The organism is Pseudonocardia terrae, from assembly GCF_021343995.1.
Classification (GTDB): Bacteria; Actinomycetota; Actinomycetes; order Mycobacteriales; family Pseudonocardiaceae; genus Pseudonocardia; species Pseudonocardia terrae.
Genome location: NZ_JAJTTE010000023.1, coordinates 38,208 through 52,079, shown reverse-complemented (window position 1 = coordinate 52,079; position 13,872 = coordinate 38,208). Strand labels below are relative to the sequence as shown.

11 protein-coding genes and 1 pseudogene are annotated in these 13,872 nt (G+C 71.3%); all 12 read right to left on the bottom strand.

The window, feature by feature from the left end; translation table 11 throughout:
- Positions 1 to 881: 881 nt before the first annotated feature.
- Positions 882 to 2,375, bottom strand: a complete 1,494-nt coding sequence (locus tag LWC33_RS17100) for a multicopper oxidase family protein (RefSeq protein WP_233305389.1) — start codon at positions 2,373 to 2,375, stop codon at positions 882 to 884.
- A complete protein-coding gene (locus LWC33_RS17095; protein WP_233305388.1) occupies positions 2,372 to 2,593 on the bottom strand; it encodes an SHOCT domain-containing protein in 222 nt (73 codons plus the stop codon). Before LWC33_RS17095 ends, LWC33_RS17100 begins: the two co-directional genes overlap by 4 nt.
- Positions 2,594 to 2,957: 364 nt before the next feature.
- Positions 2,958 to 3,353 (bottom strand): DUF302 domain-containing protein, encoded by a 396-nt coding sequence (locus LWC33_RS17090; RefSeq protein WP_233305387.1) that lies wholly within the window; start codon positions 3,351 to 3,353, stop codon positions 2,958 to 2,960.
- Between the two features lie 38 nt (positions 3,354 to 3,391).
- Entirely contained in the window at positions 3,392 to 3,658 is a 267-nt protein-coding gene (locus LWC33_RS17085; RefSeq protein ID WP_233305386.1) for a metal-sensitive transcriptional regulator, read from the bottom strand.
- Between the two features lie 168 nt (positions 3,659 to 3,826).
- Positions 3,827 to 4,060 carry an SHOCT domain-containing protein gene (locus LWC33_RS17080; RefSeq protein ID WP_233305385.1) on the bottom strand — a complete coding sequence of 78 codons (234 nt, stop codon included), beginning with the start codon at positions 4,058 to 4,060 and terminating at the stop codon, positions 3,827 to 3,829.
- 119 nt (positions 4,061 to 4,179) lie between these two features.
- Positions 4,180 to 4,449 carry an SHOCT domain-containing protein gene (locus LWC33_RS17075; protein WP_233305384.1) on the bottom strand — a complete coding sequence of 90 codons (270 nt, stop codon included), beginning with the start codon at positions 4,447 to 4,449 and terminating at the stop codon, positions 4,180 to 4,182.
- 284 nt (positions 4,450 to 4,733) lie between these two features.
- The gene (locus LWC33_RS17070) at positions 4,734 to 5,465 is read right to left on the bottom strand and encodes a VIT1/CCC1 transporter family protein (RefSeq protein WP_233305432.1); all 732 of its coding nucleotides are present in this window, start codon (positions 5,463 to 5,465) and stop codon (positions 4,734 to 4,736) included.
- A gap of 171 nt (positions 5,466 to 5,636) precedes the next feature.
- Positions 5,637 to 6,443: pseudogene (locus LWC33_RS17065) on the bottom strand (ATP-binding cassette domain-containing protein); the annotation flags it as partial.
- 235 nt (positions 6,444 to 6,678) lie between these two features.
- Entirely contained in the window at positions 6,679 to 9,030 is a 2,352-nt protein-coding gene (locus tag LWC33_RS17060; RefSeq protein ID WP_308190957.1) for a heavy metal translocating P-type ATPase, read from the bottom strand.
- Between the two features lie 190 nt (positions 9,031 to 9,220).
- Entirely contained in the window at positions 9,221 to 10,123 is a 903-nt protein-coding gene (locus tag LWC33_RS17055) for a universal stress protein (protein ID WP_233305383.1), read from the bottom strand.
- Between the two features lie 134 nt (positions 10,124 to 10,257).
- On the bottom strand, positions 10,258 to 11,313 hold the full coding sequence (locus tag LWC33_RS17050) for an acetate/propionate family kinase (RefSeq protein ID WP_233305382.1): 1,056 nt from the start codon (positions 11,311 to 11,313) through the stop codon (positions 10,258 to 10,260).
- On the bottom strand, positions 11,310 to 13,664 hold the full coding sequence (locus LWC33_RS17045) for a phosphoketolase family protein (protein ID WP_233305381.1): 2,355 nt from the start codon (positions 13,662 to 13,664) through the stop codon (positions 11,310 to 11,312). The genes LWC33_RS17050 and LWC33_RS17045 overlap by 4 nt, the downstream gene beginning before the upstream one ends.
- Positions 13,665 to 13,872: the final 208 nt, after the last annotated feature.

The window sequence follows — 13,872 nt, the reverse complement described above, 5'->3', positions numbered from 1 at the left end:
CCGCTGCGATCGTTGCTGTTGCAGCTTGTTATCGAAACATGACCCGATCGCGCAATCCGTCCGCCGACGAGCTCGGGATCGCCGTCGCGAAGGATCCCCAAGATTGGTGGTCCCGACGGCGCCCCGCGCATCACGGCGACTTGGCCCAGCTTGAGGCCTGGCCCTGTGCCCGGACCCGCGCCGACCACGATCACGGCCGCGGAGACCTTGGCGTAGAGGCTTCAAAGGGCGGACCAAGCTCGCTCCAGGGCTCGGATCATCTCAGGCTTCCCGTTGACCTCGCGCTGTCGATGACCTCGGCGGCCGCGGATCAAGCGCAGGCCAGCGCCCGCCTCACGCAGCTGGCCGATCGCCCTCACTCGGTGCGGGCTACCCCAGGCCGGGATCCTGCGGGTCGCCATGACAACGCCGTACAAGCCCAGCGCCACCGCTGCCAAGGCGGCGCCGAGGCGGCTTACAAATCTCGTCGTCCGCACCCGGCTGGCCAGGACAGAGAACAGCACGAACAACCCGGCAAGCAGGATCGCTGTAGCGGCGAACTGACCGACGTGCACGGCCGTCCAAATCCCACTGCCGGCGTACTCAGCGAACACAGCCGGGTGGTCGTTGGCGTCCCCATCGGCGTGGAACTGAGTAATCAGGATATCAGGATGTGGAGGAGTTGGCCCGCGAGCAGCAACGTGGCGGCCAGGCGCACCGTGCCGCGATCGAAAGCCTCCTTCTTCACGATCGTGCTCCTCGTCCGCTCCGTCTCGGCATCGTCCGACCCTGCCCGCCGGACGCATGCGGCCCCAGGGTCCTCGTGCCCAGGCCACCGCGACGATCGGCTCTGTCGATCCAGGGGAAGGCTGCGGAGTCGTCGGACGCTCTCACGGAGGGGCTTATCGGACGACGATCGTCGCCATCATGCCTGCGTCTTCGTGGTCGAGGATGTGGCAGTGGTAGACGCTGCGGCCGGTGTGGCTGGTGAAGGGGATTCGTAGCCGCACCCACCCGGTGGCGGGCACGAGCACCACGTCCTGGGGGACGCCGGTGGTCGGGCGGCCGTCGCTGGCCGCGACGACGGTGAAGGGCCAGACATGCAGGTGGAAGGGGTGGGCGAGCGGGCCGGTGTTGGTCACGGTCCACTCCTCGACGGTGCCGGCGGTGACGATCTGGTCGTCGCGGTTGGGGTCGAAGGAGCGGCCGTCGATGGTGAAGCTCATCGGGAGCGCGTCCGTGGTGGTGTTGCCGGTTCCGCCGCGCATGCCGCCCATGCCCATCTGGAAGGCGGTCGAGCGGGTCGCTGTGGCCGCAGCGGGCGGGGGTTCGGCGGGCAGAGTGGTCGGTAGTGCGGGTGCTGTCGCCGCGGGACCGTCAACGGCCAGCGTCGCGAGGGTGGTCGATCCGGTTGCGGCCGGCGGGGTGCCGCCCATTCCGCTCATGGCGGTGCCACGGTCGTAGGGATCGGTGAGGAGGGTGAAACGGCCGGCCCGGTCGGGTTGAACGACGACGTCGGCGCGGTTGCCGGGGGCGAGCACGAGCTGTCGGTGCGGAGTCGGAGCAGGCAGGAAGGTGCTGTCCTGGGCGATCTGCTGCAGGGTGTGGCCTTCGAGGCGGACGGCGAGCACGCGGGAGATGCATCCGTTGATCAGCCGCCAGCGTTGAGCGTGGCCCGGCGCGGCCGACACGACCGGCTGGTGCTGGCCGTTGAGCAGCACGAGTTGTCCCTCGCGGCCTTGCATGCGCTCGGCGGGGCTGGCGACTGGGACGGTGCCATCGGCGTTGAGAGTGGTGTCGGTAATGAGCAGGACCCGGTCGTCGTCGACGGGCAGGGGCGGGCCGCCGTCGACGAGCAGGGCGCCGGCCAGGCCGCCGAAGAGCTGGTCGGCCACCGTGCCGTGGTAGTGCGGGTGGTACCAGTGCGTCCCCGGCGGGTGGTCAGGCGGCACGGGGATTCGGTAGTCGAACGAGGCGCCGGGGTCGATCCGGAGGAAGGGATTGTCGGAGTTGCCTTGAGGGGAGACCCGCAGGCCGTGGGTGTGCAGGTTGGTGGGCTGGTCGAGGTGGTTGGTCAGCCGCACGGCCAGTTCGTCTCCGGGGCGCAGGCGCAGGGTTGGCCCGGGCGAGGTGCCGTTAAATCCCAGCGCCCGGGTGTCCCGGCCGGCCAGCCGAACCCCGGTGGCGGCGACCAGCTCGACCTGCAGCCGCCCGTCCCGAGCGGTGAGCTCGGCGGGTGGGGCGAGGGGTTCTCTGGTTGCACCAGCGTCCAGGGTCGTGCCGGCGGCCGGTGAGCCGGCGGTGGAGATCCAACCGGCGGCGCCGGCGGCCAGGGCAGCGACACCCGCTCCGCCGAGCACCAGTGCCCGACGGCGGCTGATGGGTCGCGGGTTCAACGCGCCCGGTCTTCCAGCGCCGAGCGCCGCTGGTGGTACTCCTGCTCGTCGATCTCGCCGCGCGCGAACCGCTCGTCGAGGACCCGACCAGCGGCGTCAGAGGCTCCAGTCCGAGTGCCGGAGCGGGCGCGGACGAGGACGTAGCCGAGCAACACCAGGCCGACGACCACCAGCAGCGGCCAGATCCAGAACAGGGCCATGCCTGTCGAATTCATCATTGGACTTCACTCCTTGCGTCAGAGGTTCTGCTGTGAGGCGGCGTCGGAGAAGGGGCCGAGGACCCGACGCGACTCAGCCGGGTCCTCCGACCGCGACCTGGATGAGGACGAACCCGGCGACGACGAAGACGAGGTAGGCGAGCCAGCGCTGCAGCCTCGCGGCGGGGACTCGGCGGGCGAGGCGGCATCCAGCCTGGTCGTCTCGACCCGGAACTGCGCCGGGCCCTCCTGCACGGTGTCGGGCGTTGCGGCCATGAGCAGCTTGATTCCCTACCCCGTAGGGTACCTGCGTTGCGTGCACCGGCGTGTGGATGTGTCGGCTGGTCAGATCACGAGCTGGTGCCGCTCCGCGGCGCGGGAGCGGCTACTGCTGGAGGGTGGCCAGGACTGCGCTCATCCGCCGGTCGGCCTCGTCGGCGATCGGGGCGAGGTCCGGATTGTCGGTCACCACCGCGAGCAGCTGCGGGTTCATCAGCTGCACCATCGTCCCCCTGCCGTCGCTAATCGCCCGGACGGCGACGTTGCACGGCAGCAGGACCCCGACCCGGCGGTCGATGTTCAGGGCCCGCTCGGCGAGCTCGGGATTGCAGGCGCCCAGGATGACGAAGTCCTCGATGTCGGCGCCGCGTTTCTGCTTCATCGTCGCCGTCATGTCGATCTCGGTCAGCACCCCGAACCCCTGGCCGGCCAGGGCCTCACGGACCCGCGGCACCACCTCGGCGTAGGGCTGGCTGAGGGTGATGGTGCGGGCGATGTCCACCGCGCAGCTCTCTTCGTCTCCGGCCGCTCCGGGCCTGCTCAGGCCAACGAGAGGAACAGGCGTTCGAGCTCGGCCTCGTTCACCCGCTGCGTGCCGTCCGTGTCCTCGGCGATGCACTGCCGCAGCCCCGTCGAAATGATCTTGAAGCCGGCCTTGTCCAACGCACGCGAAGCCGCCGCGAGCTGGGTGACCACGTCCGCGCAGTCACGGCCCTCCTCGATCATGCGGATGATCCCGCCGAGCTGACCCTGCACCCGCTTGAGCCGAGCCACCCCATCGGTCAGCTTCGCAGCGTTCACATCCATGACACTTCCCCTCCGTCGGGCCCGCCCTCGCTCGTACCCCGGGGGGTATGACGCCATGGTACCGCGAACTACTCCGGAGGCCTGAAAGATCAGAGTCACAGATTGGGGGAAGCGACCGCAGGGCACGGGCGCTGGCGAGGACACGCCCCCGACCGAGCGGGCGAGGAGTCATCCCAGCACGGAACGGCGGCGCCGGTACTCCTCCTCGTCGATCTCGCCCCGTGCGAAGCGCTCGTCGAGGATCCGGCGCGCCTCACCGCCGTCGGCACCGTTTCCGCGCTGCTCGAGGCCTGGTGTCCCGCCTAGCACGCGCTGGTAGCCGACGTAACCGAGCAAGCCCAGACCCACCACGATCAGCAGCGGCCAGATCCAGAACAGGCCCATCCCTCCGGCACCCATCATCTGCTGTGGCCCTCCTCATGGTCCGCCGTCGACCCCACCCACGCTCGCGCACTCGCCAGATCTCGAGATCGTCGACGCTCGTTCTGGATGCGCGGCAGGCGAGGGCTGACCTCGAGTCGCTAAGGACGCGAGTCGGCTCGAAATTCGTTGGTGAGGGTGTGCAGACGGCGGCGGTACTCGTCGTCGTCGATCTCACCGCGGGCGTACCGCTCGGCGAGCAACTGCTCGGGGGTTGACCTGTCAGCGGGCCCGGGGCCTGTTCGAGTGTGCCGAACCGCGCGGACCCCCACGACGATGGCGGTGATCACCAGCGCCCAGAACACGACCGAGCTGAGGGCCATCAGGGCGTAACCCCAGGCGCTCATGTGGCCGTCCCACCAGTACATCATCGGCCGTTCCTTCCGCGTAGTCGGCGGCGAGAAGTGCTACCGGCGACCTCAGCGTGCGCCGCGCGACGACCGCACGCGCAGAGCACAACGCCCTCGGACGTTTATCGAAGGTCCCCTCCCTGACGTCGCAGTTCCCATCCTGACCCTGCCAACGTCCCGAAGGGTCACAAGCCCGGCAGCGAAGCTCTCGGCTCGGTGGCCTGATCGAGGTCGTCGGTGTGGACGATCGGCTGGCACGGAAGTAGCCGCCGCCGGCCGCCTGTGCCGCATCGCGAGGTCCGGGCTCACGCGACGGCGGCGCCGAAGAAGTGGCCGACGAAGTACGTGATCGCGAGTCCCGCGGCGCCGCCGAGGACGACCCGCAGGACGGCTCGACGGGGGTGGGTGCCGCCGATGCGGGCGCTGAGCGCGCCGGCGAGCCCGAGCGCGAGCAGGACGGCGGCCACGGTGATCGGGACGCGCCACGAGGGCGGCGGCAGCAGGATGGCGATCAGTGGCAGGACGGCGCCCACGACGAAGGACAGGGCCGAGGCGCCGGCGGCCTGCCAGGGGCTCGTGAGCTCGTCGGGGTCCATGTTGAGCTCGGCCTCGAGGTGCGCGGCGAGCGGGTCGTGGGCGGTCAGCTCGCGAGCCACGGTCTCCGCGGTCTCGGCGCTGAGGCCCCTGGCGCGATAGAGGTCAGCCAGCTCGGCCAGCTCCGCCTGCGGGTCCTCGTGCAGCTCCCGCTTCTCCTTGGCCATCATGGCCAGCTCGGTGTCGCGCTGGCTGCTGACCGAGACGTATTCGCCGAGGGCCATCGACACCGCTCCGGCGACGAGCCCGGCCAGTCCGGCGACGAAGATCGCGCCGCGGTCGGTGGTCGCGCCGGCGACACCGACGACCAGCCCGGCGACGGAGACAATGCCGTCGTTCGCGCCGAGGACCCCGGCGCGCAGCCAGTTCAGCCGACCGCCGAGCCCTTCGGCGTGCGGTTCGTCGGGATGTGCCCCACCTGGGGCGGCGTTCTGCTGCTCCACACCGCCAGGGAACCAGCGCCCGACGAGGCGTACCAGCAACGACAGCGTGACCTGCAGCCGCGAGATCCCGACACCGTCCAGGACCGAGGCCGAGTTCGGTCTCTCAGCCTTCCGGTGCTGGCCGAGGCGACTGTGCTCGATGCGGCAGTGTGCGTGTTCGAGCACGAGCAGCTCGGGGCCGCCCACGACGGCCCGGGCGAGCGCGATCCGTTGCCGCTGCCCACCCGACAGCAGCCGGCCACGCTGCCCGACCCGCGTCTCGTAGCCGTTGGGCAACCGCGAGATGAAGCCGTGCGCGTCGGCCACCCGCGCGGCCGCGCGGACCGTCTCGTCGTCGGCCTCCGAGTCTCCCCAGCGGACATTCTCGGCGATCGAGACGTCGACGACGGGCGGATCCTGCAACGCCGCGCTGACCCGCCGGCGCAGCTCGACCGCCGGGATGTCGCGCAGGTCCACGCCGTCCAGCAGGACCGCACCCCGCTGTGGGGCGAGCAGCCGTAGCAGGAGCTTGACCAGCGTCGACTTCCCGGCGCCACTTGGCCCGGTGACGGCCACGAACCCGCCGGCCCGCACGGTCAGCGACACATCCGCGAGAGCCGGGGACTCACACCCGGCGTAGGTGACCCATGCGCCGCGCACTGCCACCTCACCGGCCCTACGGGGCGACGGCGGCACCGGCTCGGCACGGCTGCCGGCCGTTGCAGCGGCACGGGCGGGCGCGCGCTCGGGTAGAGCCGGCGGGGCCGCGAGCAGCTCGAGGACGCGCTCCCCGCCTGCGGCCGCGGCGAACACCGAGTTCGTGAGCGACCCCAGCTCCTGCACCGGCGTGTAGAGCTGGGTCGGGGTAGCCGACGAACACCAGCAGGGCCGCCCCTCCGACGACTCGCGACGAGGAAGCGCGGTCAACCCGACTCCCGTTTTCCCGTTGCGTCGATAACCACCTGAATGAACGACACTCGGAAAATCGAGGCTAAGCATTCCCGATAGTGCATGAAGTTTGTCCATGAATGAGCGGATCAGAACCTCGGACACGCTGGTCTCGAGCTCTCGGCCTCACTTCTGACAGATCGGATCCGACGGGATTTCCGGAATCTTTTTGCCCCGATCTCCTGCACTCCATGCCATCAGACTGCCGCCCTTGGATTGTTGAAGGGTGAGCACCAGGCGAGCGGGCGGCAAATTTTCTCTCTCCCCCCCCCCCCCGGCACTTCGATTAGGCGTCGGTGGCGTCGTCGGCAAGCACGAAGTAGTTCTCCTCTTCCTGCAGGAAATGCAGCCGGAGGAGGGCGTGGAGGCCGTAGAGGGAGGCGAGCAGGTCGACGCGCTGGTCGGCGCCCACCTCACCGCTCGTCTCGGCCAGAGCGAGGTGGGTGCCGATCCGGTTGGCCAGCCGGTCGATCTCGGCGTGGGTTCTGCTCATGGTCGCTGTGGCCTCCGCGCTGCCCAGTGACCGGGCCAGCGCCGGATAGAGCCGCGACTCCTCGCCGTGCTCGTGCGGCAACAACCGATCGGTCAGGAACGTGTGGACCCGGCGCAGGGCCTCCAGCGCCGACCCGTCCCTTCTGGTCGTGAGCTGATCGGCAGCGTCGCGTACCTGCCCGAGTGCATCGCGTAGCTCGTCGTGTTCCCCGTCGAAGCGGCGCAACATCCGCTCGGTGTCCGCGGGCAGCTCGGCCTGCGTCTCGGGTCCGCGCAGCGCGCGCAGGGCATTGAGGATCACCGCCACGTCGATGCCCTCCTGCAGGAGCGCGCCCGCTGCAGGGGCGAGCATGCCGAGCGCGGCGACCACCATGGCCAGCAGCGACAGCCCCATCCCGGCCACGGCGCTCTGCACGGCGATCCGTCGGGACCGCCGGGCGATCTCCATCGCGTCGGCCAGCCGGTCCAGGCGATCCGTGGTCAGCACGACGTCGGCGGCTTCGGACGAGGCGCTGGCACCGCGGGCGCCCATCGCAACCCCGACGGAGGCGGCGGCGAGCGCGGGCGCGTCGTTCACGCCGTCGCCCACCATCGCCGTCACCGCCTGCTGCTGCTCCGCGCGCACCGCCGCGACCTTGTCCGCCGGGGACTGCTCGGCCAGCACGTCGTCCAGCCCGAGGACCGACCCGATCTCCTGGGCCGGTTCGGCGCGGTCACCGGTGAGCATGATCATCCGGGTCAGTCCCGCGGAGCGGAGCCGGCGCAGGGTCCGGGGGGCGTGCCGGCGCAGCGGGTCACGCAGCAGAATCGCGCCGGTCACCTGGTCGTCCACACTCACCCAGGCGACCGCCGCGCCGTCCAGCGAGGCCCGGTTCACCGCGGTGCGGGCCCAGTCCGCGCCGGGCACCGCGCGCGCCGGCTTGCCGACCTCGACCACGTGCCCGTCCACCGACGCCCGCACCCCCCGCCCCGGCCGCTCCTCGACATCGACGGGCAGGGCCAGGGGCAGGCCCCGGCCACGAGCCTCGTCCACGATCGCCTTCGCCAGCACGTGCGGGGACAGCTGGTCGGCCGAGGCCGCGAGGCGCAACACCTCACCGGCGCTCCGGTCGGGCGCCGTGAGGATCTCGACGATCGCCGGCCTTCCGGCGGTCAGCGTGCCGGTCTTGTCCATGACCAGGGTGGTGGCGCGCCCCAGGTTCTCCAGTGCGCCACCACTGCGGATCACCACCCCGAGCCGCGAAGCACGGGAGAGCCCCGAGACGACGGCGACCGGCGCGGCCAGCAACAGCGGGCACGGGGTCGCCACCACGAGCACGGCCACGGCCCGCACGGGCGACCCGCTCGCCAGCCACGCGGCACCGGCGATCACCAGCGCCACCGGCAGGAACCACGCCGCGTACCTGTCGGCCAACCGCACCACCGGTGCGTTCTCCGCCCCGGCCTGCTGTGCCAGGCGCACGATCCCGGCGTAGGTGCTCTCGTCGGCCGTCGCGCCCGCACGTACCTCGAAGGCGGCGCCCGCGTTGACGACACCACTGCGTACCGGATCGCCGATCTGCCGTTCCACCTGCAGTGCTTCGCCGGTCAGGACGGACTCGTCCAGCACTGCCACCGCGGCCTCGACCCGCCCGTCGACCGGGACGACCTCCCCGCAGCCCACGACCAGGAGATCGCCCACCGCGACCTCGTCCGCCGGAACCACCTCCAGCCGGTCGCCGGCCCGGCGCCGCGCGGAACGCGGGGCGTGCTCCAGCAACGCGGTCAGGTCCCGGGCCGCACGCCGCTGCGCCGCGGCGTCCAACGCACGGCCGGTGGCCAGCATGACCGCGATCAGGGCCCCGGCCAGGTACTCGCCCACCAGCAGCGTGCCGACGAGGGACAACACCGCGATCAGGTCGACGCCCGCCTGCCCGCGGCGTAGCGCGACGACCACCCACCACACGGCCGGAACCACCGCGCTCACCGTGCCGACGACCCAGCACCAGGCTGCGAACTCACGGTCGCCGAGAAGCCACGCGAGCGCTCCGGCCAGCAGAGCGACCACGGTGATCGTCAGCAATCCCGGTTCGACCAACCGGCTCGTACGCTCCCACCCCGCCGCTCGATCAGTGCGGGGCCGGACCTTCGGCTGCACCGCGCTCACCGCGCCCTCCTGGCTCTCCTCGTGCGTCCCGGCTTGTGCGGACACCGGTCCCCGAGCGGGTACACGAAGTCGATCGCAGCCCCGCCCTCCACGGACAGGGCCGCAATGCCCCGTCCTCCGAGGAGTTCCTCCCCGCCGCATGACGTCGCGGAACGCACGCGCTCAACCTGGGCAGAGGTTCTGAGGAGGACTATTCCTGCTGCTCGAGGGCCGCCTCCGGTCTGACGACGGCGACCGGGGCGTCGGCATGGCGCAGAACGGCCTGCCCCACCGACCCGAGCAGCGCCCCGCGGACCGTGCCGCGGCCGCGCGAGCCGACGACGACCAGCCCGGCATCGCGTGACCGCTCGACCAGCGCCGCCGCCGGACGGGCCCGCACCACGATCCGCTCGACCGGCACCTCGGGGTGCTTGGCGGTCCACGCGGCGAGGGCGTCGTCCAGGATCCGCTGTTCATCGGCCTCGACGACGGGCCAGTCGACGTAGCCGGCCAGGTACGGATCGGTGATCGGGTCGCCCCACGTGTGCACTGCGACCAGGGGGGCCTGGCGGCGTGCAGCCTCGTCGAAGGCGAAGGCCAGCGCGGCCTCGCCCTCCGGACCGCCGTCGACGCCGACCAGGACCGGAGCGACCGGCTCGCGCTGCGCACCTCCGCCGCGCACCACGACGACCGGTGCCGCCGCGTGCGCGGCCACGGCGGTCGCCACCGAGCCGAGGAGGAGCCCGGTGAAGCCGCCGAGGCCCCGGGTGCCGACGACGATCATCAGTGCGCTCGTCGCCTCGTCACGCAGCACGGGTGCCGCGTCCCCGCCGCGGACCTCGGTCGTGACCGTGATCTCGGCCCGCGTCTGCCGTGCGGCCTCCGATGCGGCCTTCAGGTGTTGCTCAGCCGCTTCGGTCAGGACCCGCCGCTGGTAGTCGGCCCCGAGCTGCGGAACACCGATCGACGTGTAGACGGTCCAGGGCACGGCTTCGACGAGACGCAGGGCTGCTCCTCGCCGATCGGCCTCGGTGGCCGCCCATCGCACTGCGTCGAGCGCCGAGTCCGAGCCGTCGACACCGACGACCACGGCCGGCCCGGAGGTGTCGTTCATGGATGCTCCTCGTCGTCGTCCGAGACCTCCACCCTCTGTCGCGTCGCCCGGATGTCGCCGCTGTCGATCGACACCCGGCTCGGGGTCGTTGGTCGCGGACCGGCGAGGACCTCCGTCCCGGCGGACCGGCGTGTCTACCGCAGCGCCGCACGCGTGCCGCGGGCAATCTCCAGGTCCTCGCGAGCAGGCACGACAAGGGTGCGGACCGCGGCGCCGGCTGCGGTGATCTCGCCCTCGTTGGTGTCGTTGCGTGCGGGGTCGACGGCCAGGCCGAGGAAAGCCAGCCGCTCGGCGGCTCGGGCGCGGATCTCGGGGGTGTGTTCGCCGACCCCGCCGGTGAACGCCAGAGCCTCGATACCTCCTGCCGCGGCCGCCATCGAGGCGATCCCCGCCGCCAGCCGGTGGACGTAGACGTCGAGGGCCAGGACCGCGCCGGCGTCGCCTCGGCCGGCGGCCGCCAGGACTTCACGCATGTCCGCCTTCCCTGCCAACGCCGCCAGCCCCGAGCGCTTCTCCAGGGTCTCCGCGACCTCGCGCGGGCTCAGCCCCTCGTGCTCCTCGAGCCAGAGCACGAGGCCCGGGTCGACGCTGCCCGAGCGGGTCGCCATGACCAGCCCCTCGAGCGGGGTGAAGCCCATGGTGGTGTCGACACTGCGCCCGTCGAGGACCGCGGCCAACGACGCCCCCGCGCCGAGATGCGCGGTCACGATGCGCCGGGCACCCGTGAACCGGGCGACGCGGGCCGAGCACCATGCGTGGGAGAGGCCATGGAACCCGTAACGGCGGATGGCATACCGCTCGCGCCACTCCCCCGGCACGGCGTAGGTCGCCGCAGCCTGCGGGATCGTCGTGTGGAAGGCGGTGTCGAAGCACGCCACCGCGGGCACCTCCGGCAACTGCGCGGTGACTGCGTCAAGCCCGGCGAGGGACTTGGGCTGGTGCAGGGGCGCCAGGGCGGTGAGGTCCTCGAGCTCCTTACGGACACCGGTGTCGATCACGATCGGTTCGGTGAACCGCGTGCCCCCGTGCACGACCCGGTGGCCCACCGCCTCCGGGGCCGGCCAAGCCCGGAGAACCTCCTCCAGGTCGACGCCCGGTTCGGCGTCGGTGCTCCGCTCGACCTCGTCGTTCGGGCCGAGGAGGCGGAGCTTGAGGCTCGACGACCCCGCGTTGACGGTCAGTACCCTCATGCCCACCGCCAGTTCGCGATCTCCGGGTCGTCCTCGCCGTGCTCGCGGGTGTAGGCCCGGGCGGCGAGGCGCCGATCGGCCATGTGCTGACGCAGCACCGCGGCTCGGCTGCCCAGCGACGGCACGCGGTCGATCACGTCCATCACGAGGTGGAAGCGGTCGAGGTCGTTGAGCATGACCATGTCGAAGGGCGTGGTCGTGGTGCCCTCCTCCATGTAGCCGCGCACGTGCAGGTTGCGGTGCCCGTTGCGGGAGTAGGTGAGCCGGTGGATCAACCAGGGATACCCGTGGAAGGCGAAGATCACCGGCCGGTCCGGGGTGAACAGCGCGTCGAACTCGCGGTCGGACAGCCCGTGCGGGTGCTCGCGGTCGGGTTGCAGCCGCATCAGGTCCACGATGTTGATCACCCGGACCTTCAGCTCGGGCAGGTGCTCGCGCAGCAGGGCCGCCGCTGCGAGGGTCTCCAGGGTGGGGATGTCCCCGCAGCAGGCGAGCACGACGTCCGGCTCGTCCGCGCCGTCCGATGCGGGGGTCGAGGCCCAGTCCCAGATGCCGAGGCCGCGGGTGCAGTGCGCGATCGCCTCGTCCATGGTCAGGTAGTTGAGCTGAGGCTGTTTGCCCGCCACGATCACGTTGACGTAGTGCCGGCTGCGCAGGCAGTGATCGGCCACCGAGAGCAGGGTGTTGGTGTCCGGCGGCAGGTAGACGCGGGTGATCTCGGCCTTCTTGTTCACGACGTGGTCGAGGAAGCCGGGGTCCTGGTGGGAGAAGCCGTTGTGGTCCTGCCGCCAGACGTGGCTGGACAGCAGGTAGTTCAGCGACGCGATCGGCGCCCGCCACGGAATCTGCCGGGTGGTCTTGAGCCACTTGGCGTGCTGGTTGAGCATCGAGTCGACGATGTGGATGAACGCCTCGTAGCTGGTGAACAGCCCGTGCCGTCCGGTCAGCAGATAGCCTTCCAGCCAGCCCTGGCACAGGTGCTCGGACAGCACCTCCATGACCCGGCCGTCCGGAGCGAGGTGCTCGTCGCCCGGCTCGATGCGTGCCGACCATGCCCGGTCCGTCTCGGAGAACACCGCCTGTAGTCGGTTCGACGCCACCTCGTCGGGCCCGAAGAGCCGGAAGCGGTCACGGTTGCGGTGCATCACCTCCCGCAGGAACTCACCGAGCACGCGGGTCGCCTCGCTCGTCTCCACCGCGGGCTTGTCGACCACGACTGCGTGGGCGCGGAAGTCCGGCATCGCGAGGTCGCGCAGCACCAGACCGCCGTTGGTGTGCGGGTTGGCGCTCATCCGCCGCTCCCCCACCGGCGCGAGCGCCCGGATCGCGGGCACGATCCGCCCGGACTCGTCGAACAGTTCCTCCGGGCGGTAGCTGCGCATCCACTCCTCGAGCTGGGCGCGGTGGCGCTTGTTCGAGCGGGTGCCGGCGAGCGGGACCTGGTGGGCGCGGAAGGTGCCCTCCACCGGCTTCCCGTCGACCTCCCGCGGACCGGTCCAGCCCTTCGGGGTACGCAGCACGATCATCGGCCAGGCCGGACGGCTCGTGGGCGGGTCGGCCTTGATCGCGGCGATCTCGTCCAACGTGGCGTCGAGCGTCGCGGCGAGATCCTCGTGCACTGCCGCATGGTCCGTCTCGAGCCCGGCAGTGACGAACCGCGGTGCGTAGCCGTAGCCCCGCATCAGCGAGGCGAGCTCCTCCTCCGGGATCCGGGCCAGCACCGTCGGGTTGGCGATCTTGTAGCCGTTGAGGTGCAGGACCGGCAGGACGACGCCGTCGCGGCGCGGATCCAGGAACTTGTTCGAGTGCCAGCTCGCCGCGAGCGGGCCGGTCTCCGCCTCGCCGTCGCCGACCACGCACAACGCCAGCAGATCGGGGTTGTCGAACACCGCCCCGTACGCGTGCACCAGCGCATAGCCCAGCTCGCCGCCCTCGTGGATCGACCCCGGCGTCTCCGGGGCCACATGGCTCGGCACGCCACCCGGGAAGGAGAACTGCCGGAACAACGCGCGGAGCCCCTCGACGTCCTCCCCGACGCCGGAGTAGATCTCGGTGTAGGTCCCGTCGAGGTAGGCGTTGGCGACCAGCCCCGGCCCACCGTGCCCGGGCCCGGTCACGTAGAGAGCGTTGAGGTCACGTGCCCGGATCGCCCGGTTCATGTGCGCATACAGCAGGTTCAGCCCGGGCGTGGTGCCCCAGTGTCCCAGCAACCGCGGTTTGACGTGCTCGGCGGCCAGGGGCTCACGCAGCAGCGGGTTGTCGAGCAGGTAGATCTGCCCGACCGACAGGTAGTTCGCGGCACGCCACCAGGCGTCGAGCAACGTCAGATCGTCGGTCTGGAAGGAGGACACGAGCGCTCCCGTTCGACTCCGAGGTCCGCGGCGGATCGGCTCCGATCCTGCCGGACGAGCCGGTGATCGACCAGCGCCGGCGGCCCCGCACCCCCCTGCCCTCCAGCAGCCGTACCGGGCCGTTGGGCCCTACCGGCAGGGACCAACTGATCAATGAGAGGGAGGCGGGCCCCGGCTACCGTCGGACGGACCGACGACGAGGAGTCCT